This is a genomic window from Hydrogenophaga sp. (assembly GCF_041913525.1).
GTDB lineage: Bacteria > Pseudomonadota > Gammaproteobacteria > Burkholderiales > Burkholderiaceae_C > Hydrogenophaga.
In genome coordinates, this window is record NZ_JAYSFD010000016.1 from 23007 (window position 1) to 48613 (window position 25607).

23 protein-coding genes are annotated in these 25607 nt (G+C 68.3%); 2 read left to right on the forward strand and 21 right to left on the reverse strand.

The window, feature by feature from the left end; all coding sequences use genetic code 11:
• Nucleotides 1-8: 8 nt before the first annotated feature.
• From ACE3RQ_RS16390 to ACE3RQ_RS16465, 16 genes are all read right to left on the reverse strand, one after another.
• A complete protein-coding gene (locus ACE3RQ_RS16390) occupies nucleotides 9-1004 on the reverse strand; it encodes a sulfate ABC transporter substrate-binding protein (protein WP_374523132.1) in 996 nt (331 codons plus the stop codon).
• Between the two features lie 83 nt (nucleotides 1005-1087).
• Nucleotides 1088-1651, reverse strand: coding sequence for an RBBP9/YdeN family alpha/beta hydrolase (locus tag ACE3RQ_RS16395; RefSeq protein WP_374523133.1), 564 nt, complete (start codon nucleotides 1649-1651; stop codon nucleotides 1088-1090).
• Nucleotides 1652-1868: 217 nt separating this feature from the next.
• Nucleotides 1869-3164 carry an O-acetylhomoserine aminocarboxypropyltransferase/cysteine synthase family protein gene (locus tag ACE3RQ_RS16400; RefSeq protein ID WP_374523134.1) on the reverse strand — a complete coding sequence of 432 codons (1296 nt, stop codon included), beginning with the start codon at nucleotides 3162-3164 and terminating at the stop codon, nucleotides 1869-1871.
• Nucleotides 3165-3281: 117 nt separating this feature from the next.
• Nucleotides 3282-4079, reverse strand: a complete 798-nt coding sequence (locus ACE3RQ_RS16405; RefSeq protein WP_374523135.1) for a MetQ/NlpA family ABC transporter substrate-binding protein — start codon at nucleotides 4077-4079, stop codon at nucleotides 3282-3284.
• 72 nt (nucleotides 4080-4151) lie between these two features.
• Nucleotides 4152-4829: a methionine ABC transporter permease gene (locus tag ACE3RQ_RS16410; RefSeq protein WP_374523136.1), complete on the reverse strand. Its 678-nt coding sequence runs from the start codon at nucleotides 4827-4829 to the stop codon at nucleotides 4152-4154.
• Nucleotides 4822-5877: a methionine ABC transporter ATP-binding protein gene (locus ACE3RQ_RS16415; protein WP_374523138.1), complete on the reverse strand. Its 1056-nt coding sequence runs from the start codon at nucleotides 5875-5877 to the stop codon at nucleotides 4822-4824. The genes ACE3RQ_RS16410 and ACE3RQ_RS16415 overlap by 8 nt, the downstream gene beginning before the upstream one ends.
• Nucleotides 5878-5896: 19 nt before the next feature.
• On the reverse strand, nucleotides 5897-6115 hold the full coding sequence (locus ACE3RQ_RS16420) for a molybdopterin-binding protein (protein WP_374523139.1): 219 nt from the start codon (nucleotides 6113-6115) through the stop codon (nucleotides 5897-5899).
• A 57-nt stretch (nucleotides 6116-6172) separates the two neighbouring features.
• Entirely contained in the window at nucleotides 6173-6979 is an 807-nt protein-coding gene (locus ACE3RQ_RS16425; protein WP_374523141.1) for an ATP-binding cassette domain-containing protein, read from the reverse strand.
• 9 nt (nucleotides 6980-6988) lie between these two features.
• Nucleotides 6989-7837: an aliphatic sulfonate ABC transporter permease SsuC gene (gene ssuC / locus ACE3RQ_RS16430; RefSeq protein WP_374523142.1), complete on the reverse strand. Its 849-nt coding sequence runs from the start codon at nucleotides 7835-7837 to the stop codon at nucleotides 6989-6991.
• A gap of 10 nt (nucleotides 7838-7847) precedes the next feature.
• Nucleotides 7848-9020, reverse strand: coding sequence for an FMNH2-dependent alkanesulfonate monooxygenase (gene ssuD / locus ACE3RQ_RS16435; protein ID WP_374523144.1), 1173 nt, complete (start codon nucleotides 9018-9020; stop codon nucleotides 7848-7850).
• A 21-nt stretch (nucleotides 9021-9041) separates the two neighbouring features.
• Nucleotides 9042-10004, reverse strand: a complete 963-nt coding sequence (locus ACE3RQ_RS16440; protein ID WP_374523145.1) for a sulfonate ABC transporter substrate-binding protein — start codon at nucleotides 10002-10004, stop codon at nucleotides 9042-9044.
• Between the two features lie 135 nt (nucleotides 10005-10139).
• On the reverse strand, nucleotides 10140-10724 hold the full coding sequence (gene ssuE, locus ACE3RQ_RS16445; RefSeq protein WP_374523146.1) for an NADPH-dependent FMN reductase: 585 nt from the start codon (nucleotides 10722-10724) through the stop codon (nucleotides 10140-10142).
• 35 nt (nucleotides 10725-10759) lie between these two features.
• Nucleotides 10760-11773: a sulfate ABC transporter substrate-binding protein gene (locus tag ACE3RQ_RS16450; RefSeq protein ID WP_374523147.1), complete on the reverse strand. Its 1014-nt coding sequence runs from the start codon at nucleotides 11771-11773 to the stop codon at nucleotides 10760-10762.
• Nucleotides 11774-11919: 146 nt separating this feature from the next.
• The gene (locus tag ACE3RQ_RS16455) at nucleotides 11920-15222 is read right to left on the reverse strand and encodes a hypothetical protein (RefSeq protein ID WP_374523148.1); all 3303 of its coding nucleotides are present in this window, start codon (nucleotides 15220-15222) and stop codon (nucleotides 11920-11922) included.
• Between the two features lie 11 nt (nucleotides 15223-15233).
• The gene (locus ACE3RQ_RS16460; RefSeq protein WP_374523149.1) at nucleotides 15234-16418 is read right to left on the reverse strand and encodes an ATP-binding protein; all 1185 of its coding nucleotides are present in this window, start codon (nucleotides 16416-16418) and stop codon (nucleotides 15234-15236) included.
• 151 nt (nucleotides 16419-16569) lie between these two features.
• Nucleotides 16570-17487 carry a LysR family transcriptional regulator gene (locus tag ACE3RQ_RS16465; RefSeq protein ID WP_374523150.1) on the reverse strand — a complete coding sequence of 306 codons (918 nt, stop codon included), beginning with the start codon at nucleotides 17485-17487 and terminating at the stop codon, nucleotides 16570-16572.
• A 153-nt stretch (nucleotides 17488-17640) separates the two neighbouring features.
• On the opposite strand from ACE3RQ_RS16465, the gene ACE3RQ_RS16470 reads away from it, so the two are divergent.
• Nucleotides 17641-19284, forward strand: coding sequence for a GMC family oxidoreductase (locus tag ACE3RQ_RS16470; protein ID WP_374523151.1), 1644 nt, complete (start codon nucleotides 17641-17643; stop codon nucleotides 19282-19284).
• Nucleotides 19285-19301: 17 nt separating this feature from the next.
• On the opposite strand, the gene ACE3RQ_RS16475 is transcribed toward ACE3RQ_RS16470, so the two are convergent.
• Nucleotides 19302-19637 carry a hypothetical protein gene (locus ACE3RQ_RS16475; RefSeq protein WP_374523152.1) on the reverse strand — a complete coding sequence of 112 codons (336 nt, stop codon included), beginning with the start codon at nucleotides 19635-19637 and terminating at the stop codon, nucleotides 19302-19304.
• A gap of 32 nt (nucleotides 19638-19669) precedes the next feature.
• Nucleotides 19670-20998, reverse strand: coding sequence for an ammonium transporter (locus ACE3RQ_RS16480; RefSeq protein ID WP_374523153.1), 1329 nt, complete (start codon nucleotides 20996-20998; stop codon nucleotides 19670-19672).
• 283 nt (nucleotides 20999-21281) lie between these two features.
• Between ACE3RQ_RS16480 and ACE3RQ_RS16485 the strand changes: the two genes are divergently transcribed.
• Nucleotides 21282-22043: a sulfite exporter TauE/SafE family protein gene (locus tag ACE3RQ_RS16485; RefSeq protein ID WP_374523155.1), complete on the forward strand. Its 762-nt coding sequence runs from the start codon at nucleotides 21282-21284 to the stop codon at nucleotides 22041-22043.
• Here the strand turns inward: ACE3RQ_RS16485 and mrdA are convergent, their stop codons facing one another.
• The 3 genes from mrdA to mreC form a co-directional block, all read right to left on the reverse strand.
• A complete protein-coding gene (mrdA, locus tag ACE3RQ_RS16490; RefSeq protein ID WP_374523156.1) occupies nucleotides 22044-24005 on the reverse strand; it encodes a penicillin-binding protein 2 in 1962 nt (653 codons plus the stop codon).
• 130 nt (nucleotides 24006-24135) lie between these two features.
• Nucleotides 24136-24666 carry a rod shape-determining protein MreD gene (mreD, locus tag ACE3RQ_RS16495; protein WP_374523157.1) on the reverse strand — a complete coding sequence of 177 codons (531 nt, stop codon included), beginning with the start codon at nucleotides 24664-24666 and terminating at the stop codon, nucleotides 24136-24138.
• On the reverse strand, nucleotides 24663-25598 hold the full coding sequence (gene mreC / locus ACE3RQ_RS16500) for a rod shape-determining protein MreC (RefSeq protein WP_374523158.1): 936 nt from the start codon (nucleotides 25596-25598) through the stop codon (nucleotides 24663-24665). Before mreC ends, mreD begins: the two co-directional genes overlap by 4 nt.
• Between the last annotated feature and the right edge of the window lie 9 nt (nucleotides 25599-25607).

Here is a 25607-nt window from a genome sequence, read left to right on the forward strand (position 1 = left end):
GGGTGGGCTTACTTCGTGGTGTAGAGCTGGTCGAACTTGCCGCCGTCGTTGAAGTGCACCTTCTGCGCCTCGGCCAGCGAGCCGAAGTACTGGTTCACCGTGAACAGCTTGATGGGCTTGAAGGCCGCGGCGTACTTCTTCAGCACCGCTTCGTTGCGCGGGCGGATGTTGTGCTTGGCCGCGATTTCCTGGCCCTCATCGCTGTAGAGGAAGTCAAGGTAGGCCTTGGCCTGGGCGGCGGTGCCCTTCTTGTTCACCGTGCGCTCCACGATGGCCACCGGGTTCTCGGCCACGATGCTGGCGCTGGGGTGGATGGCGTCCACCTTGCCGGCGCCGAACTCGCGGTCCACCGACACCACTTCCGATTCAAAGGTCACCAGCACGTCGCCGATGTTGCGCTGCAGGAAGATGCCCGTGGCATCGCGCCCGCCACGCGCCAGCACCGGCACGTTCTTGTAGAGCTTGCTCACGAACTCGGCGGCCTGCTCGTCGCTGCCGCCCTTGCTGCGCACATAGCCCCAGGCGGCGAGATACGCCATGCGGCCGTTGCCGCCCGTCTTGGGGTTCACCACCACCACCTGCACGCCGGGCTTGACCAGGTCGTCCCAGTCTTTGATGTTCTTGGGGTTGCCGTTGCGCACCAGGAACAGCATGGTGGACGTGGTGGGGGCGGCGTTGTTCGGGAAGCGCTTGGCCCAGTCTTTGGCCACCACGCCCTTGTCGGCCAGGAAGTCGACGTCGGTGGTGGTGTTGAAGGTCACCACGTCGGCGTCCAGGCCATCGGCCACGGCGCGCGCCTGCGCGCTGGAGCCGGCGTGCGACTGGTCCACCTTGATGTCTTGGCCGGTGGTCTTCTTGTAATGGGCCACGAAGGCCACGTTCAGGTCTTTGTAGAACTCGCGCGCCACGTCGTACGACACGTTCAGCAGCGAGGTCTGGGCGGAGGCCAGGCCCGAGGTGGCCAGGGCGAGGGCGGCAAGGGCCGCGCGCAGAGAGGTTTTCATGGCAAGCCTGTCAGGAAACGGTTGGGATGTAGGCCATTCTGGGAGCCCAGAAACCAAACACAAACGACTTTGTTCTTGTTTTCTTATGCCGCCTGGGAATAAAGAGCGCCAGGTGTGAGCGGCAGCGGCAGCAGCGACTGCAGCAGCGCCAGGCCCAGGGGCCATTCGCCGTGGCCCGATTCCACGTTGATGTGCCCGGCCCGGGGCACCCGCACGAACTCGCTGCCCCAGGCCCGCGCGTAGGCCCCGGCCAGGCGTACGGGGCAGAACGGGTCGTTGTCGCTGGCCACCAGCACGCTGCGGTAGGGCAGGCGCTGGTAGGGAACGGGCGCGAAATCGGCCAGCACGCCGCGCCGCTCGGGGTCGGCCGGGGCCACCAGCAGCGCGCCCTGCACCCGGCTGGCCACCTCGTCGGGCAGGTGGGCGGTGGTGATGCAGCCCAGGCTATGGGCCACCAGCACCACTGGGCCTGGCTGGGCCTGCACGGTGTCGCCCAGGCGCTGCACCCAGGCCGGGCGCTTGGGCCAGAGCCAGTCGTCTTGTTCCACGCGCACGGCGCCGGGCAGGCGCTCGGCCCACAGGGTTTGCCAGTGCCCAGGCCCGGAATTGCGCCAGCCGGGCACGATGATGACGGTGGGAATGCTCATGATCGGGCCATTCTGGCGAGCACTCTTTATTCTGGGAACGAATGAATCGTTGTTTGTTAATTGCTTAATCGTCTGAGTGGTGCCTTGGCCCGCCGCACTGGCCAAAAAAAGCGCCCCGGGGTTGCCGGGGCGCGAAAAGCTTCCCGGGGGAAGCGGAGACAACACCGGTTGGGTGTCCCATGAAACCTCGGGCCCACCAGGGGCCCGGTGTGGGCGATCAGACCGCGGCCAGCGCCTGATCCAGGTCGGCCAGCAGGTCGTCGATGTGCTCGATGCCCACCGACAGGCGAACCGCGTCTTCCGACACACCCGACTTGGCCAGCTCTTCGGGCGAGAGCTGGCGGTGGGTGGTGGAGGCCGGGTGGGTGGCCAGCGACTTGGCGTCGCCGATGTTCACCAGGCGGGTGAAGAGCTGCAGCGCGTCCAGGAAGCGCGCCCCGGCGGCACGACCGTCGCCGGCGGCGGCCTTCACGCCGAAGGTCAGCAGGCCCGAGGCCTTGCCGCCCAGGTACTTCTGGGCCAGCGCGTGCTCGGGGTGAGAGGGCAGGCCGGCGTAGTTCACCCAGCCCACCTTGGGGTGCTGCTGCAGGTGCTGGGCCACGGCCAGCGCGTTGCTGTTGATGCGCTCCATGCGCAGGGCCAGGGTCTCGATGCCTTGCAGGATGAGGAAGGCGTTGAAGGGCGAGATGGCCGCGCCCATGTTGCGCAGGGGCACCACGCGCGCACGGCCGATGTAGGCGGCCGGGCCCAGGGCCTCGGTGTAGACCACGCCGTGGTAGCTCACGTCGGGCTCGTTCAGGCGGGGGAAGCGGGCCTTGTGCTCAGCCCAGGGGAACTTGCCGCTGTCGACGATGGCGCCGCCAATGGTGGTGCCGTGGCCGCCGAGGTACTTGGTGAGCGAGTGCACCACGATGTCGGCGCCGTGCTCGATGGGGCGAAGCAGGAAGGGCGAGGCCACCGTGTTGTCCACGATCAGGGGCACGCCATGGCGGTGGGCGATCTCGGCCACGCGGGCGATGTCGGTCACGTTGCCCTGCGGGTTGCCCAGGCTCTCCACGAAGATGGCCTTGGTCTTGGCGTCGATCAGGGGCTCGAAGCTGGCCGGGTCGCGGTGGTCGGCGAAGCGGGTGGTGATGCCGTATTGCGGCAGGGTGTGGGCGAACAGGTTGTAGGTGCCGCCGTACAGCGCCGTGCTGGAGATGATGTTGTCGCCCGCCTCCGCGATGGTCTGGATCGCGTAGGTCACGGCGGCCTGGCCCGAGGCCAGTGCCAGCGCGGCGATGCCGCCCTCCAGCGAGGCCACGCGCTGCTCCAGCACGTCCTGCGTGGGGTTCATGATGCGGGTGTAGATGTTGCCCGGCACCTTCAGGTCAAACAGGTCGGCGCCGTGCTGCGCGTTGTCGAAGGCGTAGGCGGCCGTCTGGTAGATGGGCACGGCCGCGGCCTTGGTGGTGGGGTCGGGCCGGTAGCCGGCGTGCACCGATCGGGTTTCGAATTTCCAGTTGGCTGACATGGGGTGTGTCTCCTCGTTGCGGGTTGCGGGGACGCTAGGGTAATGGGAGCGCGGCACTCAGGCCGCGCCCGCCCCGGCAGAACCGCCGGGTGGGCCAGGGCCTTTGTCTCGCGGGTGTCAGAAGCCAGGCACCACCGAGCCCTTGAACTCGGTCTGGATGAACTGGCGCACCGCGTCCGACTGGTAGGCCTTCACCAGCTTGGCCACCCAGGGCTTGTCCTTGTCGGCGGTGCGCACCGCGATCAGGTTCACGTAGGGGCTTTTGGCGCTCTCGCGGGCGATGGCGTCCTTGCCCGGGTTCAGGCCGGCGGAGAGGGCGTAGTTGGTGTTGATGGCCGAGGCGTCCAGGTCATCCAGCGAGCGCGGCAGTTGCGCGGCGTCCAGTTCCACGAACTTCAGCTTCTTGGGGTTGCCCACCACGTCCAGTGGCGTGGCCTTCAGGCCGGCGTTGGGGCGCAGCTGGATGAGGCCCTGGTCTTGCAGCACCAGCAGCACGCGCCCGCCGTTGGTGGGGTCGTTGGGGATGCCCACCTTGGCGCCCTCGGGCAGGTCTTTCAGACTTTTGACCTTCTTGCTGTAGATGCCGATGGGAAAGTTCACCGTGTAGCCCACGGGCGAGAACTTGTAGCCGCGGTCGGCGATTTGCTGATCGAGGTAGGGCTTGTGCTGGTAGCTGTTGGCGTCCAGGTCGCCGGCGGCCAGGGCGGCGTTGGGCTGCACGTAGTCGCTGAACTCGATCACTTGAATCTTCAGGCCGTCTTTCTCGGCGATCTTCTTCACCTGCTCGAAGATTTGCGCGTGCGGGCCGGCGGTCACGCCGATCTTCAGCGGCTTGTCTTGCGCCAGCGCAGGCAGGGCGAAGGCGGCGCCCAGGGTGAGGGCGAGGGTGGTTTTCAGCAGTTGGCGTTTGCTCATGGTGGGTCCTTGTGGGAATGAAATGAACGAAGGTTGGGGTGGAGGGGAAATCACTGGTGGGTCACTTGTGAGTCACTTGTGGCTTAGGCGGCGCACGAACCAGTCGCCCAGGCTCTGCACGGCCTGCACGAAGACGATGAGCAGCAGCACCACGGCCAGCATCACCTCGGGCAGGAAGCGCTGGTAGCCGTAGCGGATGCCCAGGTCGCCCAGGCCGCCGCCGCCAATGGCGCCGGCCATGGCCGAGTAGCCGGTGAGGCTGACCAGGGTGATGGTCAGGCCGGCCACGATGCCGGGCACCGCCTCGGGCAGCAGCACCTTGAACACGATCTGCGGCACGGTGGCGCCCATGGCTTGCGCGGCTTCGATCAGGCCGCTGTCCACCTCGCGCAGCGAGGCCTCCACCAGCCGGGCCACGAAGGGCGCGGCGGCCAGGGTGAGCGGCACCACGGCCGCCGCCGTGCCGATGGACGAGCCGGTGAGCAAGCGCGTGAACGGAATGATCGCCACCAGCAAGATGATGAAAGGCGTGGAGCGCACCGCGTTCACCAGCCCGCCCACCGTGCGGTTGAAGGCCGCGCTTTCCAGCACGCCGCCGCGGTCGGTCAGGCGCAGCGACACGCCCAGCGGAATGCCGATGAGCGCGCCCAGCGCGCCCGAGATGCCCACCATCACCAGCGTCTCCCAGAAGGAGGTGATGAACAGGTCAATGAGGGCCGGGGGGAACCAGGCCGAGAGTTGGTCAAGCATGGGCCACCTCCGTGGAGGGCAGTTCTTGCACCAGCACACCCGCGCCGCGCAGGTGGCCAATGGCCGCCTGCACCTGCTCGTGCGCGCCGCGCGCCAGCACCGCCAGCGTGCCGAAGGGGTGGCCTTGCACCTCGTCGATCTGGCCGTGCACGATGTTCAGGTCCACGCCGAAGCGGCGCACCAGGTCGGCCAGCAGGGGCTGCTCGCCACTGCTGCCGGCGAACACCAGGCGCAGCAGGCTGGCCGGCGCCTGGCCTGGGCGCCCCAGCAGCGCGCGCACGCGCTCCAGCACCGGGGCGGGCAACTCTTGTGGCACCACGTCGTCCAGCAGGCTGCGGGTGGTCTCGTGCTGCGGGGCGCTGAACACCTGAAGGGTCTCGCCCTGCTCGACGATCTGGCCCGCGTCCATCACCGCCACGCGATGCGCCACTTGTTTGATGACTTGCATCTGGTGGGTGATGAGCACCACCGTCAGGCCCAGCTCGCGGTTGATCTGCTGCAGCAGCGCCAGGATGGAGCGGGTGGTCTCCGGGTCGAGCGCCGAGGTGGCCTCGTCCGAGAGCAGCACCTGGGGGCGGCTGGCCAGCGCGCGGGCAATGCCCACGCGCTGCTTCTGCCCGCCGCTGATCTGCGCCGGGTAACGCTCGCCCAGGGCGCCCAGGCCCACCAGCTCCAGCAGGGGCTGCACGCGCTCGCGAATCTCGCGCCGCGACAGGCCCGCCAGTTCCAGTGGCAGGGCCACGTTGTCAAACACCGTGCGCGAGGACAGCAGGTTGAAGTGCTGGAAGACCATGCCGATGCCGTGGCGGGCGCGGCGCAGGCCGGCCGCGTTGAGCGCGGTGAGGTCTTGCCCGTCCACCCACACGCGGCCCTGGTCGGGGCGGTTGAGCAGGTTGATGGTGCGCACCAGCGAGCTCTTGCCCGCGCCGCTGCGCCCGATCACGCCGAACACCTCGCCGCGCTGCACCCGCAGGTCCACGCCGCGCAGGGCGTGCACCGGGCCGTTGCCGCCGCGGTAGGTGTGGTGAATGCCGTCGAGTTGGATCACGGTGCTTCTCGCGGCCCGATCAGAGCTTGGCCAGCGACACTTCGGTCGACTTCACCAGCGCCACCACCTCCGAGCCGATCTTCAGCTCCAGGCTGTCCACCGAGCGGGTGGTGATGACCGAGGTGACGATGCCGCCCCAGGGGGTCTCGACGTCGATCTCCGAGACGACATCGCCACGGATGATTTCCTTGACCTTGCCTTTGAACTGGTTGCGCACGTTGATGGCTTGAATGGACATGGGGTTCTCCTGAAAAAAGAAAGGTGAAAAAGAAAAAGAGAAAAAGGAATGGGGGAATCAGATGGCCCAGCGCAGGCCGTGCGCGGGCACGCCGGGCCAGTTCGGGTCGGGCGCGGGCTCGGCCGTGTCGGGGTGTTGCAGCACGCGGTCGAGGATGCGCTTCTCGGTGGCGGCGAAGGCCGCGTCACCGCGCGAACGCGGCCGGGGCAGGGCGATGCGCTCGTCCAGCGCGATCTCGCCGTCTTCGATCAGCACCACGCGGTCGGCCAGGGCCACCGCCTCTTGCACGTCGTGCGTGACGAGCAAGGCCGTGAAGCCGTGGCGCCGCCACAGGCCTTCAATGAGTTCGTGCATCTCGATGCGGGTGAGCGCGTCCAGCGCGCCCAGCGGTTCGTCCAGCAAGAGCAGGCGCGGCTGGTGCACCAGGGCACGGGCCAGCGACACGCGCTGGCGCTGCCCGCCCGAGAGGCGCGCGGGCCAGTCGTTCACGCGGTCGCCCAGGCCCACTTGCGAGAGCACGGCGGCCGCGTCGGCCCGCCGCTCGGGCGGCAGGCCCAGGGCCACGTTGTCGAGCACGCGCTTCCAGGGCAGCAGGCGCGCGTCTTGGAACATGATGCGCGTGCTGTCGTTCAGGCCTTGCACGGGCGCGCCGTCCAGCCGCAGCTCGCCGCTGCTGGCCTGTTCCAGGCCCGCGATCAGGCGCAGCAGCGTGCTCTTGCCGCAGCCGCTGCGGCCCACGATGGCCACGAACTCGCCGGGCTCGATCGTCAGCTCATTGCGCTTGAGCACCTCGCGCTGGCCGAAGCGTTTGGAGAGCTGGTGCAGCTGCACGCGCACGCCGCCAGAAGATGGGTGTTGGCTCATGGGGGCTCCTCAGGTGGTGGTCTGGTAGCCCGGGTGCCAGCGCAGCCAGTGGCGCTCCAGGGCACGGGCGAACACATCGGCCAGCTTGCCCAGCAGGGCATAGAGCAGGATGCCCACCAGCACGATGTCGGTCTGCAGGAACTCGCGGGCGTTCATCGTGAGGTAGCCAATGCCGGCCTGCGCCGAGATGGTCTCGGCCACGATCAGGATCACCCACATGAGCCCCAGCGAAAAGCGCAGGCCCACCAGGATGGAGCTCAGCGCGCCGGGCAGGATGACCTGCGTGTACAGGCCCCAGCGCGAGAGGCCGTAGGTGCGGCCCATCTCGATCAGGCCCGGGTCCACGTTGCGGATGCCGTGGAAGGTGTTCAGGTAGATCGGGAAGAACACCGCCACCGCGATGAGGAACAGCTTGGCCGCCTCGTCGATGCCGAACCACAGAATCACCAGCGGAATCAGCGCCAGGGCCGGGATGTTGCGGACCATCTGCACGGTGGAGTCCAGCAGCGTCTCGGCCACGCGCACCGACCCAGTGAGCAGGCCCAGCGCCAGGCCCAGGCCACCGCCGATGGCCAGGCCCAGCAAGGCGCGGCCGGCGCTGATCTTCACGTGTTGCCACAGCTCGCCCGATTCGGCCAGCGTCCACCCGGCCTGCAGCACGCCCAGCGGCGCGGGCAGCACGCGAGACGACAGCCAGCCCCATTGGGCCGAGAGCTGCCACAGCACCACCAGCACCAGCGGCAAGAGCCAGGGCAGCAGGCGCTTGGCCAGCGCGCGCAGGGCGCGGCCCCAGGGGCGGGTGGCCGCCTGCACTGGGGCGGCGGGCGCGGGGTTGAGGGTCACGGCGGGGTTGCTCATGGCCGTGCCTTCAGCTTTGCGAGGCCCGCTGGGCCGGTGGCGAGTACAGGTTGGCCACGGTCTCACCAAACGGGCCGGTGGGCGTGGCGCCGGGCAGCTTCTCGCGCACCGACAGCGGCAGCAGCGGGAACACCAGTTCCGCGAAGCGGTAAGCCTCTTCCAGGTGCGGGTAGCCCGAGAGCACGAAGTGGTCCAGCCCCAGCTCGGCGTATTCCTGAATGCGGGCGGCCACGGTTTGCGGGTCGCCCACCAGGGCGGTGCCGGCCCCGCCGCGCACCAGGCCCACGCCGGCCCACAGGTTGGGGCTGATCTCCAGCTCGGCGCGCGTGCGTTTCTTGCCGCCTGCGTGCAGCGCGGCCATGCGGCGCTGGCCTTCTGAGTCCATGCGCGCAAACGCGGCCTGTGCCTGCACCACGATGTTGTCGTCCAGGCGGCTGATAAGGCGCTCGGCGGCTGCCCAGGCCTCGGCCTCGGTTTCGCGCACGATCACGTGCAGGCGAATGCCGAACTTCACCGTGCGCCCGTGCCGGGCGGCGCGCTCGCGCACGTCGGCCACTTTGCGGGCCACATCGGCGGGCGGTTCGCCCCAGGTGAGGTAGGTGTCCACCTGCTCGGCGGCCAGCTCGTGTGCGGCCTCTGACGAGCCACCGAAGAACACCGGCGGGTGGGGCTGTTGCAGGGGCGGGAACAGCAGCTTGGCGCCCTTGACCTGCAGGTGCTCGCCCTCGAAATCCAGGGCCTCGCCGGTGTGGCTGCGGCGGAAGATTTCGCGCCAGATGCGAATGAACTCGGCCGATTGTTCGTAGCGCTGGGCGTGGTCCAGGAACACGCCGTCGCCTTCCAGCTCGGCGCGGTCGCCACCGGTGACGAGGTTGATGAGCAGGCGCCCGCCGGAGAGGCGGTCAAAGCTGGCGGCCATGCGCGCGGCCAGCGCGGGCTGGTGCAGGCCGGGGCGCACGGCGATCAGGAACTTCAGCCGCTGCGTCACCGGCAGCAGGCTGGCGGCCACCACCCAGGGGTCTTCGCACGAGCGCCCGGTGGGAATGAGCACGCCCTCGTAGCCCAGGCTGTCGGCGGCCTGCGCCACTTGCTTGAGGTAGTCGTGCGTGAGCTGGCGCGCGCCTTCGGCGGTGCCCAGGTAGCGGCTGTCGCCGTGGGTGGGGATGAACCAGAAGATCTTCATGTCAGGGCCTTTGGGTGGGGGTCACAGCGCGCCGACGGCGGCGTCGAGCAGGCGGATCTTTTTGGGGATCAGCTTCAAGTCGAAGAAGGTGTCGGCAATGGCCTGCTGCTCTTGCAAGATGGCCTTGGTGATCGGGCCGGTGCCGTATACCGAGCGCTGCACCGCGATGTCCACCGCCGGCTTGGGCAGGCCCCACAGCGGCGCGAACTCGGCGGCCAGCGCGTCGCGGTTGGCGCTGCCCCAGGTGTCGAGCTTGGAGAGTTCCTCGATCAGCACCTTGGTCACGTCGGGGTTCTGGCGCGCGTAGGGCAGCGACGAGAAGTAGTAAGAGCGGTTGTTCACCACGCCCTTGGCATCGGCCAGCACCCGCGCGCCCAGGCTGTGTTCGGCCGCGGCGAGGAAGGGGTCCCAGATCACCCAGGCGTCCACCGAGCCCTTCTCGAAGGCGGCGCGCGCATCGGCCGGGGGCAGGAAGATGGGCTGCACGTCGGCGTACTTCAGACCGTGTTTTTCCAGCAGCTTCACCAGGAAGTAGTGCACGTTGGAGCCTTTGTTGAAGGCCACCTTTTTGCCCTTGAGATCCGCCACGGTTTTGATGGCCGAGTCTTTGGGCACCAGCACCGCTTCCGACGCCGGGCGCGGCGGCGTGGCGGCCACGTAGGCCAGCGGGGCGCCGGCGGCCTGCGCGAAGATGGGCGGGGCCTCGCCCACGTCACCGAAGTCGATGGAGCCCACGTTCAGGGCCTCGAGCTGCACCGGGCCGGCGGTGAATTCGGTCCAGGTGACCTTCACGCCCAGCGGGGCCAGGCGCTGTTCCAGCGTGCCGCGGCCTTTGAGCAGGCTCAGCAGGCCCTTCTGGTGGCCGATGCGCAGCACGCGGCCCTGCTGGGCGAAGGCCGCGGTGGCCGGCAGGGTGGAGAGGACGGTGGCGCCGAGGGCGCTAAGCGCGCCCAAGGCCAGTTGGCGGCGGGTGATCGAAGACATGCGAATTTCCTTTGGGGGGCGATGGCCCGCAGGCGCGCACAGGCGCAGCCCTGCCGACCACCGCGAGGTGGTGAACAAAACGAAGGGGAAGGGGAAGGGGGAGCGATGGCGCGGGCGCGGGGCCCGCGGGCGCCGTCAGACGCTACATCGCACCTGCGAGAACGGCACGGGCGCGAAGCCGGCCGTGGGCGGCATTCGCAGGCCGTCGGTGAGCAAGGTGTTGACGGCGTCGTCCAGCCGGCTGGCGATCTCATCGCCCACGTGGTACCGGCCGTGCTCGTCTTTCGGAATCTGGGCGTCGGTGGCGTAGACGCCGGGCAGGATCTGGCGCGCCGAGAGCGACTGCAGCACCGGGCGCAGCGCGTAGTCCAGCGCGAGCATGTGGTGCGGGCTGCCGCCCGTGGCCAGCGGCAGCACGATCTTGCCCTTCAGGCCGGTCTGCGGCAGCAGGTCGAGAAAGACCTTGAGCACGCCGCTGTAGGCGGCCTTGTAGACCGGGGTGGCCACCACCACCGCGCGCGCGGTTTCCACCTGGGCGATGGCGCGGCGCACGCTGGCGTGGTTGAAATCGGCCAGCAGCAGCGCCTGGGGCGACAGGTCGCGGATGGGCAGCCGGCTGAAGTGCACCTGGCGCTGGGCCAGGCGCTCGGCCACCGCGTCGAGCAGGGCGGCCGAGCGCGAGTGCTCGGACGGGCTGCCAGCGATCAACAGAATGGACACGGTGAATCTCCCTGGGGGTGCGGTGACAGCGCGGCTTATTTTTTGGTGTAGATCTGGTCAAAGCTGCCGCCGTCGGCGAAGTGCACCTTGGTGGCGTTGTCCCAGCCGCCGAAGGCCTCGTCGATCTTGAATAGGTTGAGCTTGGGCAGCTGCTTGGCGTACTTGGCCTGCGCCTTGGGCGAGATGGGGCGGTAGAAGTTTTTGCCCGCGATGTCCTGGCCTTCGTCGCTGTAGAGGTACTCCAGGTAAGCCTGGGCCACGGCTCGGGTGCCCTTCTTGTCCACGTTTTTGTCCACCACGGTCACGGCCGGTTCGGCCAGGATGGACAGCGAGGGGTAGACGAAGTCCACCTTGCTGCCGAATTCTTTTTCCAGCAGGTAGGCCTCGTTTTCCCAGGCGATCAGCACGTCACCCTGGTTGCGCTGCGAGAAGGTGATGGTGGAGCCACGCGCGCCGGTGTCGAGCACGGGCACGTTGTTGTAGAGCTTGGCCACGAACTCCTTGGCCCGGGCATCGCCGCCGTACTTGCGCTTGGCGAATTCCCAGGCGGCCAGGTAGTTCCAGCGGGCACCGCCCGAGGTCTTGGGGTTGGGGGTGATGACCTTCACGTCCGGGCGGATCAGGTCGTCCCAGTCTTTGATGTTCTTGGGGTTGCCCGCGCGGGTCACCAGCACGATGGTGGAGGTGTAGGGCGAGCTGTTGTGCGGCAGGCGCTTTTGCCAGTCTTTGGGAATCCACTGGCCGTTGGTGTGCAGCGCGTCGGTGTCGCCTGCCAGGGCCAGGGTGGCCACGTCGGCGTCCAGGCCGTCAATGATGGAGCGCGCCTGCTTGCCCGAGCCGCCGTGGCTTTGTTTGATGGTCACGTCTTGGCCGGTCTTGGCCTTCCAGTGCTTGGCGAAGGCGGCGTTGAATTCCACGTACAGCTCGCGCGTCGGGTCATACGACACGTTGAGCAGGGTCACGGGCGCGGGCTGGGCCACGGCCAGGGTGCCGGCGGCGGCCAGCGCGGCGGCGGCCAGGGTTTGCAGAAGGGTGCGGCGGGTGCTCATGGGGGTTCCTTGTGTGCGAAAGGGGGCGGTTGTCAGGGGGTCAATCGACCTTGGAGCGCATCATCTCGGCAATCGCTCAGACACGGAACGAATACGTTTTTGGTTGTTTATCACCAAAACATCTTTGGGCCCGCGCCGCCACCGTCTCAGTGTTTCGCGTGGGTCTTGGGAGGGCGCCACGACGGCACGCTTCTCAGCAACGCCTGGGCTGCCTCGCGGGTTTCGGGGTTGAGCGTCATCAGGTGATCGTCCCCGAGCGCCATCGCAAGCAGTGCGCCGTGCAGCAGGGCCTGGCGCTGGTGGGCGCCGTGGGCGCGCATCCAGTCGGCCAGCGCGCAGGCTTGCCCCTGGTGTTTGAGGTGGGCCAGGATTCGGTGCAGCCCGTTGTCGGGTGCCATGGCCTCTGGCACGTCCAGCGCCCGCACCAACTCGTCGAATACCCGTGGCCAGTCGGGCGTGGGGGTGGCCAAGGCGAGGACCACGCCGTCCAGGGGTTGTGGCGCGATCGCCATGGCCGCCGTCAGGTGCGGCCGCGCAGCCTCTGGCTGGCCCAACGCCAGCGCCTGCAGTTGCCCCAACAGACGATGCGCGGCAGCCCGGTCGGCCTCTGGCATGTGCAGGGTGAGCGTCACCTCCAGCACGGTGGCCGCCTCATGGGCCTGACCCGCCGGGTCCGCCAGCAAGCTGGCTTGTGCCAGCCGTGGTTCGATTGATGTGGCGTCGAGTTCAATGACCCGTTGCCATTGGTCGATGGCCTCTTGCCAGCGTTGCTGGCGTTCCATCAGGTCGGCCAGGCCCGCGTGGCACAGGGCCCGCATCTCCATGGACTGGCGGTCTTCCAGCACGGCGCAGCGGTGGATGCCTTCCTCCAGGCAGTGTTCTGCTGCCTCCAACTGGCCGCGTTCGATCCACACATCGCTGCGCTGCAGGGCCACCCAGATTTGTTGCAGAGCGCGCTCGCCTGGCGGCAGGCGTTCGCACAGGGCCTCGGCCTGGTCGGTGGCCAAGGCCGCCGCGTCGGTGTGGCCCAGTTCCAGCTCGCATTCGGCTTGCAGCAGCCGTGCGCTGATCAGGCGGCGCACGATGTCCTTGTCTTCGCTTGCCCCCAGCGCGTCCAGCAGCCGCTGCTTCGAGGCGATGCTGTCCTGCGTCAGGCCCAGCATCGACAGCGCCTTGCCTTCGAAGGTCAGGGCCCACGCCCATTGCTTCTGCCAGGCACGCTCGGCTGTGCCGGCCAGGTCGCGGATCACCGGCGCCAGGTGTTCGCGTGAGGCAGCCCATTCTTCGGCTTCCTGCAGCAACTGGGCGCGCGACAACAGGGCGCCGGCCCACCACTCGGTCCAGGCCTGTGCATCGGTTTCGCGCCGCTCGGTGGCGATCTGCGCCGCTTGGGTCAGGACGTCCAGGGCCTCGGGTGTGTCGCCGCCATCGGCCAGCAGCCGCGCCAGGGCAAGGCGTGCGCGCGTGACCTGCAGCGCCAGGGGCGAGTCTTGGTTGGCCGCGAACCAGCCGATGAGCCGGCGGTAGGTGTCCAGCGCCGCCGGGCGCTGCCCGTGATCGGCCAGTACCTGGGCCAGCAGGGTGCCAGCCCTGATGGTGTCCTCGTTCAGGGCGCCCGCTGCGCCGCCGTCGTCGGGCCCCAGCAGTGCCTGTAAGTCCTGCACGGCCAGGCGCCAGCGGCCCAGGCTGGCCTGGGCCGCAGCCCGGTTGAGGCGCGCCCGGGTGAGGTGGCGCTGGTGCACCGGATCGGTGGATTCGCCTAGCCTTGCGATGAACTCTTCGCTCAAGGCCAGCACCTGGCGGTGCTGCCGCAGCCGCGAGTGCAGGGCGATGCTGAGCCTATAGGCCCAAGCCACTTCCTCGAGGGCCATGGCATCGTGGCTTTGGCCAAATTGTTCGCGCACGGCTTGGTAGCGCGCCAGGGCCACGCGCGGGCGGTCGGCGCTCTCGGCGGCCAGGCCTTCGCGCATGAGCGCACGCGCCTGCACATGGTCGTGCGCGATGCCGTGCGGGCCATCGCGCACGACGGGTGCGCGGGCATCGGCTTGCAGATCGGCGATCAGCTCGCGGTACACGTCGGCCTGGCCACTGGCCTGGGTCAGGTTGGTGGCGTGGTCGATCAGGCGCTGGCGCAGCGGCCCGGGGCGCAGCATGCTGGCCAGGGCCAGCGCGTACTCGGGCTCGGCCTTGCCCTCGTTCAGCGTTTTTTGCGCCAAGCGGCGCCGCTCTGCCGGGCTGTAGCAGGTCTGCATGAAGCTGGTGAGGAAGCGAATGCTTTGCCGGGCGCGGCGCGGACCGTTTCGCATCAGGTACCAGATGTTGTAGAAGCGCTCGGCCACTTGGTAGCCCTTGCGGCCTTTGCGATGGCTGGTGAGTGAGACCGCCTCGACATGCCCGCTTTTTTCCAGTCGGCTCAGGTGGCTGCTCACCGCCGCCGTGTCCAGGCCCGTAACCTCGCTGAGCTTGGCCGCGGTCATGGGGTTCCAGTTCAGCGCCAGCGCGTCGAACACCGCGCGGCTTTGCAAGGCCAGTTCTTCGGTGCGCGCCTGGTACCAGCCGGTGAAGGTGTCGAGCATGGCGCTGAGTTGCGAGAGCACGTCGGCGCTCATGTGCGATTCGAGCACGCGGTACAGCACGCTGAGCGTGCGCGGGTTGCCGCCGGCCAGCGTGTTGAGCGCGGCAATGCGCCCGGGCTCGTGGCGCAGCAACTGCAACACCGGCGTGCCGCTGGTTCCGCGCTGCTGCGCGATGTGCTTCAGGCAGGCCATCACCTCGGCGTTGTCCAGGCGGTCAAGCGGCTGGATGCGGAAGAAATCGAAGAAGGGGGCTTGGTGCTGGTGAATGGATTCGGGGTAGCGCGAGGCCGCGGCCAGCATCACCGGGCCGTCGTCTTGTTGCAGGCATTTGCGCAGCGCCCACTGGTGCGCCTCGCTCAGGCCAGCCAGCAGGGTGTCGAGGTTGTCGATCAGCAGCACCGCACGGCGCCCCAGGCGTCGGCACTCCTGCTGCAAGGCGTCCCAAGCGGGGCCGCCATCTTGCTGCGTGCGCGCCTCCAGGTGCCGAGGGGTGTGCCGCTCCCACAGGGCGTCGAGGCGGTCCAGCTCATCGGCGGGCGCGCCTTCGTCCTCGCGAGCTTCCAGCAGCGCGTGCAGGCAATTGCGCCAGAACACGTCCAGGCTGATCACGTTGTGCTGTTCTTCGCGAAAGCGCAACGGCACGAAGCGGGCCATCAGCTCGGGGGCTTCTCGAATGCCAATGGCAGTGCGCCGCAGCAAAGACGTTTTGCCGAAACCTCTTGGCGCCACCATCAGGTGGTGGCGCGCCGCCTGGTCCTCGGGCAGCTGGCGCAGCTGGTTCAGCAGGAAGTCCAGGATGTCCTGCCGGGCGATGAAGCCCTTCAGGAAATCGGCTTCGTTCTGCGCGTTGGGGTTGAAGAGGATCAGGTCCATGTCGGCACTCCTCAAGGCTGGGGGCGGTAGCGCTGCCACCAGCGCTTGAGCAGCGGGTTGCGAAAGGCGCTCACCGGTTGGTCGGCGGCCCAGTCGTCCACCTCGACGAAGCCCTCGATGTGCAGGCGCTGCAGCACACCCAGCAGCGCGTCACGGGTAAGGGCCGGTTTCGCCACCTGCGCCAGCAGGTTGTTGAGGTCCAGGCCCTGAGGGCGGACGGCCAGGGCATTGAGCACGGCGAAGGCCACGGCGCATTCCGCGTCGCGGTAGTGCTTGCGAATGTGCTCTTCCCATGGCCCGAAGGTGGCCATTTCTGAGGGTTCCAGCAGGCGCGAGACCGCGTCTTCAATGGCTTGTTGCGCGCCCTCGCGGTCTTCCGATGGTGCGCCGCGCACCTTCTGCGCCACGGCTTCCAGGTAGAAGGCCGAGCGCCAGCCCACTGCCGCCACCAGGCAGTTGGCCTCGTCGTCGGTGATGCATTGGCGGCCCATCAGCTTGCCTTCTCGTGCCAGGTCTTGCACCAGGTCGCGCGCGGGCCCTTCGGGCAGCGGGTGCAGCGTGAATGGCCGGAACTTCGCCAGCGTGCCCAGGTACTGGCCCAAGCGGGCCAGCGGCTCGATGCCGATGGAGCCCGTGATGAGCCAGCGCACCCGCGGGCAGGCCTGCTGCATGCGGATGAGCTGGTTCATGAACTGGCGCGCTGCGTCAACGCCGGCCGTGCCTTGGTCGTGCAAGGCCTTGAGGAAGATGGGAAGCTCGTCGATCAGCAGCACCCAGCGGCGCGCGGTGTCCTCGTGCAGCGCACGGATGAGGCGCTCCAGGAACTGGGCGTGATCGAGGTGTATGAACGCCTGGTACCAGGGGCCGCCATCCTGGGCCGAGGCCCCCAGGCACTGCGTCAGGCGCTGCAGCAGGTAGCTTTTGGCCTGTTCGCCTCCGCTGCGGCGCTCACCCAGCCGGCTGCACAACTCGCGAAACACCATGGCGGCGCTGGTGCAGCCCGCCAGTTCCACCTTCACCGCCACCCAGCGTCGCTCTGGGGCCTGTTCCACCAGCCGGTCCAGCAAAAAGGTCTTGCCCAGCCGCCACGGGCCGTGCATGGAAATGTTGTCGCCGCGATCGAACGCGTCGTATAGGTCGGCCACTTCTTGCTGGCGGCCGTAGGACTTGTCTCGGTAGGGGAGGGCGGCAATCACGGGGGCTCCTGTCTCTTCCGGCGGATGAAAACAAAGTTGTTTTGCAACAGCTTTGTTTTGAAACGGCTTTGTTGTTTCGGCGCCGGAAAGGGAAAAAGCCCACCTTATAAATCGAAAGAACTACATCAAAGTGCCTGGGTATTGCCTGTCTTTAACCCCACACCGCGTCCAGCGCCGCCCAGGCTGCCGCGATGGGTGCCTCGCCCAGGCGCTCGGCGCGGCAGATGAACACCAGGTCGCAGGCCAGGCTCACCTGCTCGGCAATGGCCAGGCCACGCGCCTGCGCTTCGCGCATGGCAATCGCATCGCGCACCAGCGACAGGCCCACGCCGCTTTTCACCAGGTCGAGCATGGAGGCCTCCTGGTCCACCAGCGCCACGCGCCGGGGCTCCAGGCCGGTGAGCGAGCCCGGGCCGAACACGCGGCGCTGCAGGCGGTGGTGTGCGCTGTCGGGCGGCGTGTCCAGCCAGGGCAGGGCGGCCAGGGCCTTCCAATCTTTGTCGCGCACCTGCGGGCCCCAGCCGGCTGGCGCCAGCACGCGGTAGTGAAAGCGCGTGAGGTGTCGCAGGTGAAAGGGCGCGCCCAGGGGCGCGTCGGGCAGGTCCAGAAAGAAGCCCACGTCCAGGTCGCCCCGGTCCACCTGGGCCAGCACCTCGCCGCTCATGCCCTGGCGAAGCACCGTGTCCACCTGCGGGTTGGATTCGACCAGTTGCTTCAGGAAGGCGCCCAGGCGCGTGAACTCCGGGTCAAGAATGGTGCCGATGCGCAGCGTGCCGCGCACCGTGTCGTGCAGGCCGGCGGCCGCCTGGCCGAACTCGGCCAAGGCCTGCAAGGCCTTGTCGGCCAGGGGCAGCAGGGCGGCGCCGTCGGGCGTGAGCGCCATGCCCTGCGGCGTGCGGGTGAAGAGTTGCAGCCCGGTGGCCTCGGCCAGGGCCTTGAGTTGCAGGCTCACCGCTGGCTGGCTCAGGTGCAGCCGCTGGGCTGCCCGCGACACATTGCCCTCTCGCGCCACGGCGGCGAAGGCGCGCAGGATTTGCGGGTCGATGGGGGGCGTTTTGGGGCGGTTCATGCCACCCATTATTTGACCGGCTTATGAGGTATCGCCACACAAGTCATTGGCATTTCACCCAGCCAGCGGCCAAACTGTGGGCTATCGGGCGGCCGCCACATGAGCGCAGCAAATAAAACAGGCCCTCGCCACCCCCCTTCAGGAGACCCATCGATGGACAACACCGTGTTCGATTACGTGGTGATCGGGGCCGGCACCGCCGGCTGCCTGCTGGCCAACCGCCTCTCGGCCAACCCGGCGCACCGGGTGCTGCTGATCGAGGCTGGCCGCCCCGACGACTACCACTGGATTCACATCCCGGTGGGCTACCTTTACTGCATCAACAACCCTCGCACCGACTGGCGTTACCAGACCGAGCCCGACCCTGGCCTGAACGGGCGGCGCCTGCTGTACCCGCGCGGCAAGACGCTGGGGGGCTGCTCCAGCATCAACGGCATGATTTACATGCGCGGCCAGCAGCGCGACTACGACCAGTGGGCCCGGCTCACGGGCGACAGCGACTGGCGCTGGGACCAGTGCCTGAGCGACTTCCGCGCCCACGAAGACCACTACCGCCTCGACACCGAGGCCAACCCCGATTTCCGCCGCCTGCACGGCAACGGTGGCGAGTGGCGCGTGGAGAAACAGCGCCTGCGCTGGGACTTGCTCGACGCCTTTGCCCAGGCCGCGCAGCAGGCTGGCATTCCCGCCACCGATGACTTCAACAGCGGCACCAACGAAGGCGTGGGTTACTTCGAGGTGAACCAGAAAGCCGGCTGGCGCTGGAACGCCTCCAAGGCCTTTCTGCGCCCGGTGTCGCACCGGCCCAACCTCACGGTGTGGACCCAGGCCCTCACCGAGCGCCTGCTGTTCGAGCGCGACGCTCAGGGCCGCCTGTGCTGCACCGGCGCACAGGTGCGCGCCCTCGGCGGCCGGGTGTCGGTGACGGCGCGGCGCGAGGTGGTGCTGAGTGCCGGCGCGGTGGGCTCGCCTGCCATCCTGCAGCGCTCGGGCGTGGGGCCGGCGCCGCTGCTGCAATCGCAGGGCATTGCCGTGCAGCACGAGCTGCCCGGCGTGGGCGAGAACCTGCAAGACCACCTGCAGATCCGCTCGGTCTACAAAGTGCAGGGCGCGCGCACCCTCAACACCCTGGCCAGCTCGCTCTGGGGCAAGGCCAAGATCGGCCTGGAATACGCCCTCAAGCGCAGCGGCCCCATGAGCATGGCGCCCAGCCAGCTCGGGGCTTTTACCCGCAGCGACCCCGCGCAGCCCTGGCCCAACATCGAGTACCACGTGCAGCCGCTCTCGCTGGACGCCTTCGGCCAGCCGCTGCACCGCTTCCCGGCCTTCACCGCCAGTGTGTGCAACCTCAACCCCACCAGCCGCGGGCATGTGCGCATCACCAGTGCCGAGCCCGAGGCCGCGCCAGCCATCGCGCCCAACTACCTGAGCACGCCCGAAGACCGCCAGGTGGCCGCCGACAGCCTGCGCGTGACCCGGCGCATCGTGGCCCAGCCCGCGCTGGCCCAGTACCAGCCCGAAGAATTCAAGCCCGGCGTGCAGTTCCAGACCGACGAAGAACTCGCCCGCCTGGCCGGCGACATCGCCAGCACCATCTTCCACCCCGTGGGCACCACCCGCATGGGCCGGACCGACGACCCGATGGCCGTGGTGGACAGCCACTTGCGCGTGCGCGGCGTGGCCGGCTTGCGCGTGGTGGACGCGGGCGTGATGCCCACCATCACCAGCGGCAACACCAACAGCCCCACGCTCATGATCGCCGAGAAGGCAGCGCGCTGGATGTTGTCGGGCAATTGACTCGCGTGCAACCTATATCAGCGCAAACGGCCGATGTACTTGGCCTGCGCCGTGGCGTCTTCCGGGCCGGGGACGGGCTGCACCTGGCCCGCACGCAGCGCCTCGGCCGCGCTTTGCACCAGAGGCTTGCGGGGCGCAGGCGCCAGCGTGGCGATGGCCGATTCCAGCTTCTCGGCCCACACCAGCAGCTCCACGTGGCCGTCCACCCGCGCGCGCTCGCGGGCGAAGCGGGCGATCTCCCGCGCGTACTCGGCGTTGCAGGCCATCCACTCGGTGTCGGTCACGCGCCCGGTCTTGCGCCGCAGCAGCACGTGCATGTGGGCCGCGATGCCGAACAAATCACTGGGGCTCATGGTGGTCTCCCAAAGGGTGGCGCGGGGGCATCTCAGTGGCCAAGCTGTTCTTTGTGCAAGGCCAGGTCGAGACCGGTGCGCTCCTGCTCTTCGCTCACCCGCAGCGACACGAAGCGCGAGGTGATCCACAGCACCACGGTGGTCATCACCACGCTGTAGCCCAGCACCGCCACGCAGGCCACCAGCTGCGCGGCCACGCTGGCCTGCACACCTGAGATGGCCGGGTCGGCCAGCACGCCGGTGAGCAGCGCGCCCACCAACCCGCCCACGCCGTGCACGCCGAACACGTCCAGCGAGTCGTCGGCCCGCAGCCAGCGCTTGAGCGCCGTGGCGCCCCAGTAGCAGGCCACACCCGCGACCAGGCCGATCACCAGCGCCCCCCGCAGCGTGACGAAACCCGCCGCCGGCGTGATGGCCACCAGCCCCGCCACCACACCTGAACACAGGCCCAGCAAAGAGGCGCGCCGGCGCGCCAGCCACTCCGCCGCCATCCAGGCCATGGCCCCGGCCGCCGCCGCCAGGTGCGTGACCGCCATGGCCAGGCCTGCGCGCCCATCGGCCGCCAGGGCCGAGCCCGCGTTGAAGCCGAACCAGCCCACCCACAACAGGCCGGTGCCGGCCATGGTGAGCCCCAGGTTGAAGGGAATGAAGGGCTCGCGACCGTAGCCGGTGCGTGGGCCCAGGGCGTAGGCCACCACCAGGGCCGCGGCCCCGGCGTTGATGTGCACCACCGCACCGCCCGCGAAATCGAGCGCGCCCAGCTTGGCCAGCCAGCCACTGGGCTCCCACACCCAGTGCGCGATCGGTGCGTACACCAGCAGCAGCCACAGGCTGGCAAAGCCCAGCAGGGCACCGAAGTGCATGCGCTCCACCAAGGCGCCCACCACCAGCGCGCAGGTGATGATGGCGAAGGTGAGCTGGAACATGGCAAACACCGACTCCGGCACGTGCGGCGCCACGTGGCTCACCGCCACCTGCCCCGCGCTGCCCAGGTATTCCAGGCCCGAGAAGCCCATGCGCTGCAGCCCGCCGATAAAGGCCCCCAGGTCGGCGCTGCCGGGCGTGAAGGCCAGCGAATACGCCACCGCGAACCACAGCACGCTCACCACCGCCGCGATGCCCACCACACTGGCCATGGTGTTGATCACGTTGATCTGCCGCACCATGCCGCCATAGAACAGCGCAATGCCTGGCAGCGTCATCAGCAGCACGAGCGCAGTGCTCACCATCAGCCAGGCGGTGTCGGCGCCATTCAAGGTGTTGGCCAAGGCCAGTGCAGGCCCTCCATCGGCCCAGGCGCCCAGGGGCAAAGCACCCAGCAGGGCGGGCAACAGCAGGTGGGAAACTCGGGTTTGGTGCATGAACGGCCCTTTCTCCTGAAAGTGGGGCCAGTGCATAAGACGTGCCAAATTGAATCGGAAGCAAGGGAAACCCCGGATGCACCTGCCCGGTGCGAGCCGCTACATTGCACGCACTCGCTGCCGCGCCAAGCGCGGTGACCGCGGGGGACCGAGGAGACAACCCAGTCCAACCAGAACATTGCCGGCATCACCGCCCATCAGAGGCGTCCGGATCCCATACAGCCGACCCTAGCGGGTCGGTTTTTTTTTGTGGCCTCGCCCAGCCGCGACAATCGGGCCCCTCATGGAACTGCTGCTCGTTTCTGTCGCTTCGCTGTTTGCTGGGTTCGTGGACGCCATCGTGGGTGGCGGCGGCCTGATCCTGGTGCCTGCGCTGTTCGCCGTATTTCCCACCACGCACCCGGCCACGCTGTTCGGCGTGAACAAAAGCGCCTCGATGTGGGGCACTGCTGCCGCCACGGTGCAGTTCGCACGCTGCGTGCAAATGCCCTGGGCTTCGTTGCTGCCGGCCGCTGGCCTGGCCTTTGCGGGTTCCATGGCGGGGGCCTGGACGGTCACCGTCATTTCGCCCGATTTCCTTCGCCGCGCCTTGCCACTGGTGCTGCTGGTGGTGCTGCTCTACACCCTGGCCCGCAAAGACCTGGGGCGCCAGCACGCGCCCACCTTCTCGGGCCGGCAAGAGGCGGCCGCGGCCGGTGTGCTGGGCTTGACGATCGGTTTTTACGACGGCTTCTTCGGCCCGGGCACGGGCAGCTTTCTGGTCTTCTTGTTCGTGCGCTGGTTGGGCTACGACTTTCTGCACGCCAGCGCCAGCGCCAAGCTGCTCAACGTGTCGTCCAACGTGGCGGCCGTGCTGCTCTTTGCCTGGAAGGGTCACGTGTGGTGGCACTTCGCGCTGAGCATGGCCGTGGCCAATGTGGTGGGCAGCCTGCTTGGCACTCGCCTGGCGCTCAAGCACGGCAGCGGCTTCGTGCGCGGGGTGTTCATCGTGGTGGTGAGCGCCCTGATCCTCAAGACCACCTACGACGCCTGGCTCAAGACGTGATCAAGGCGTGAAGCTCTCCGGCGGCCAGGGAATCTCGCTGGCCTTCAGCGGCGTGCCGATGGGCGCCGCCGCCTGCCCCTTCTGCACCGCGGCCATGTCTTGCGGATTGGGGTACTGGTCCATCAGCAGGTAGTCGAACACCCGCCGCGCAATGGGTGCTGCCGCCGCCGCGCCAAAGCCCGCGTTCTCCACCACCACCGCCAGCGCCACCCGGGGGGCTTCCACCGGGGCGAACGCCAGGTAGAGCGAGTGGTCGCGCTGGTGCTCTTCGAGCTTGCGCGCGTCGTAGCGGTCTTTCTGGCCGATGGTCACGGCTTGGGCCGTGCCGGTCTTGCCGCCGCTGGTGTAGCCAGCACCAGCGAATACACGGGTAGATGTGCCCTCGGTGGTCACGGCCTGCATGGCGCGCAGCACCACGGCAATGTTCTCGGGCTTGTAGCCCAGGCGCTCGCCCTCGGGTTTGGGAATCGGGGTGCGCTGGCGCGTGACCACGCTCTCGGTGGCGATGGTCAGGTGCGGGCGGTACTTGATGCCGCCATTCGCCAGCACCGACATCGCATGCGCGATCTGCAGCATGGTGAAGTTGTTGTAGCCCTGCCCGATGCCCAGCGAGATCGTCTCGCCCGCGTACCACTTCTGTTGTTCGGGCCGCTTGTAGGTGGCGCGCTTCCAGGCCTGGCTGGGCAGCACGCCGCGCACCTCGCCCTTGAGGTCGATGCCGGTGATCTGCCCGAAGCCCAGTGGCTTCATGAAGTCGTGCATCAGGTCCACGCCCATCTCGTTGGCCAGCGAGTAGTAATAGACGTTGCTGGATTTCACGATGCTGCGGTGCATGTCCACCGGGCCCAGGCCGCCATCGCCGTGGCTGCGGAAGCGGTGGTTGCCGAACATCCACGAGCCGCTGTCCTGAATCACCGTGCTGGCGCTGCGCGAGCCGGTCTCCAGGGCTGCCAGCGCCATGAAGGGCTTATAGGTGGAGCCGGGCGGGTAGGTGCCACGCAGGGCCCGGTTGAGCAGGGGCTTGTCGAGCGACTCGTTCAGCGCCTTCCAATTCTCCACGTCGATGCCATCGACGAAGAGGTTGGGGTCAAACGTGGGCTTGGAGACAAAGGCCAGCACTTCGCCGTTGCGCGGGTCAATCGCCACCAGGGCACCGCGCCGCTCGCCGAAGAGGTCTTCCACCATCTTCTGAAGCTTCAGGTCAATCGACAGCACCACCGTGTCGCCCGGCGTGGCCGGCGTGGCCGCCAGTGAGCGCACCGCGCGGCCGCCGGCCGAGGTTTCCACCCGCTCAAAGCCGGTGACGCCGTGCAGGGTCTGCTCGTACTGCTGTTCGGTGCCCAGCTTGCCGATGTACTCGGTGCCCCGGTAGTTGGCTTGCTCTTCCTCGGGCCAATCGGCGATCTGCTCTTTCTCGCGTTGGTTGATGCGCCCGATGTAACCCACCACGTGGCTGGCCACCTCGCCCTGCGGGTACTGGCGCAGCAGACGCGCCCGCACGTCCACGCCCGGGAAGCGGAAGCGCTGCGCGGTGAAGCGGGCCACCTCTTCGTCGCTCAGCCGGGTGCGGATGGGCAGCGAGTCGAAGCGGTGTGACTCCTCGGTCAGCTTGCGAAAGCGCCGCACGTCACGCGGCGAAATGTCCATGATTTGACCCAGCGCTTCAATGGTGGCACTCAGGTTCTCCACCTGCGATGGCGTGATCTCCAGCGTGTAGGCAGAGTAGTTGGTGGCCAGTACCCGGCCCTCGCGGTCCACGATCTGCCCGCGGTTCGGCACCACCGGAATGATGGCCGTGCGGTTGCTTTCGGCCTGCGCCAGCAACTCGTCGTGCCGCACGATCTGCAGCCACACCAGCCGCGCCACGATCAACCCAAAGGCCACCGCCACCGCCAGCCCGATCACCAGCACCCGCGTGCGGAACTGAGCGAGGTCGGCCTCGACGTTGCGCAACTCAGTCATGCCAACTCCTCGCTGCGCCGCCGTGCGATGGAGGCACAGCAGCCAGCACACACCGCGGAACCGGCTTGGCCGGGCCGCTGGTGTGGCCCCCCTTCAAGGGGGGTGACGCCGAGGGCGGCGCGGGGGATCTTCATAATGGCCGGTTGTCGTCGGGGTTCGGGGCGCGGCGCTGCGGCGCCAGCAACAGCACCGAGGCCAGCGGCCACAACAAGGCCTCGATCACCGGGGCCAGCACCATGTCCCACCCGGGGAAGCTGCCGCCCACGGCCATGCGGGCGATCAGTTGCAGCAGGTGCGCCCCCAGGAACAGGCCAAACACCTGCAGCGCCTGTTGCGGCACCGGAAACCACAGCAGGCGACGGTGCACGGCAATGGCGCCGAAGCCCAGGGCGGTGTAGGCCAGGGCGTGTTGGCCCAGCAGCGTGCCCTGGTGCACGTCCATCACCAGGCCAAATGCAAAGGCCACGCCCACGCCAATGCGCAGGGGCTGGTGCACGCTCCAGAACACCAGGGCAATGGCGAGCAGGTCGGGCATCCACGCGGCGCGGCCCCACAGGCCCATGTTCATGAGCATGTTGCCCATGAGGGCCAGGATCAGGCTGAACCAGATGAAGACCGGGTTGGCGGGCAGCAGCAGTTGCTGGCCGGGGCGCATGATCATGGGTCGCGCTCCTCAGTGGGCGCGGGCACGGCGCCACGGCCACGCTGCGGGCCGGTCAATGGTGACGGGGGCAGTGGTGCACCGGTTTGCGACAGCACCAGCACGTGCAGGGCACCCTGCACGCGGGCCACGGGTTCGCACAAGATGCGCGAAAACGACGATTCGGCCTGCCGCTCCACTTTCGTGACGCGGGCCACCGGCAGGCCGGGCGGGTACACGCCGTCCACGCCACTGGTGGTGAGCAGGTCGCCCTCGGCCACGTCTGCATTGGCCAGGGTGAAGCGAAGCTCCAGGCCGTCGCCACCGGCCGAAGGCTGCCCATAGGCCACGCTGCGCACGCCGGTGCGGGCGTTCAGCACAGGAATGGCCTGGTCGCGGTCGATCAGCAAGCTCACCTCGGCCAGCAGCGGGTACACCCGCGTGACCTGCCCGAGCACACCGGCCTCGTCGATCACCGGCGCGCCGGCCACTACGCCATGGGTTTGGCCGCGGTCGATCACCACCTTGCGCGAGTACGGATCGGCCGCGTCGTACAGCACCTGCGCGCCAATGGCGTCCACCCCGGTGCGCGAGCGCATGGCCAGCAGATCGCGCAGGCGCTGGTTTTCCAGTGCCAGTTGCTCCAGTTGCAAGGTGCGCGCGGCTTGCGTGGCCAGGCGCTGCAGCGCGGCGCTTTCGTTGGCTTGGGCGCTGTGCAGCGAACTGAAGTAGTGGCCGGCCGCGGCGGCCGCCTCGATGGGCTGCATCACCAGCCACTGCACCGGGTACAGCGCCGTGGCCAGTGCGGCCCGAACGGGGGTGGCGACCTTGAAGCGCAGGTCGGCCACCATCAAAAACAGCGCCAAGGCGCTGAAGACCACCAGCTTGGACAGGGCCGACGGGCCCTGCTTGAAGAATGGCGGTGGGGTACGGTCCAGCGTGCCCAGTGGCATGGCGGCTCG